This is a genomic window from Novosphingobium beihaiense (genome assembly GCF_022832375.1).
Classification (GTDB): Bacteria; Pseudomonadota; Alphaproteobacteria; order Sphingomonadales; family Sphingomonadaceae; genus Novosphingobium; species Novosphingobium beihaiensis.
Genome location: NZ_JALHLG010000103.1, coordinates 1 through 515 on the forward strand (window position 1 = coordinate 1; position 515 = coordinate 515).

Genomic DNA, 515 nt, shown 5'->3' on the forward strand with positions numbered 1-515 from the left:
AGGGTTGCGCCATTACTGCCCGGCAAGGCGAGCGATCCGGGACGGAGTGGATCGGATAACCGATTGTTTGTGAACGGATGTCTTTGTGTTCTTCGGTCTGGTGCGCATTGGTGTGACCTGCCCGAGCGCTACGGCAATTGGAAGACGGTGCATCGCCGCTTCAGCCGCTGGTGCCATGCCGGGGTATGGGAGCAGGTATTCGACGCATTGACCTCCGGCCGGGACAACAAATATCTGATGCTCGACAGTACCATTATCCGAGCCCACCAGCAGGCGGCGAGTGGAAAAGGGGGGCAAAGGATCAGGCGTTGGGGCGATCCCGAGGTGGACTGACCACCAAAATCCACATGCTCGCCGATGCGCTGGGCCGACCGCTGCGCTTCATTGTCACCGCAGGCCAAGTGGGCGACGTTACGCAGGTTCCCGCCCTACTCGAAGGACAGGCAGGCGATGCCGTGCTGGCCGACAAAGCCTATGACAGCAATGCCTTGCGCGCCATTATTGCCCAGATCGGC

At 60.8% G+C, this 515-nt stretch carries 1 pseudogene; it reads left to right on the forward strand.

The features are described 5' to 3' along the window. Positions 1-515 (forward strand): annotated as a pseudogene (locus MTR66_RS21125) (IS5 family transposase); the annotation flags it as partial.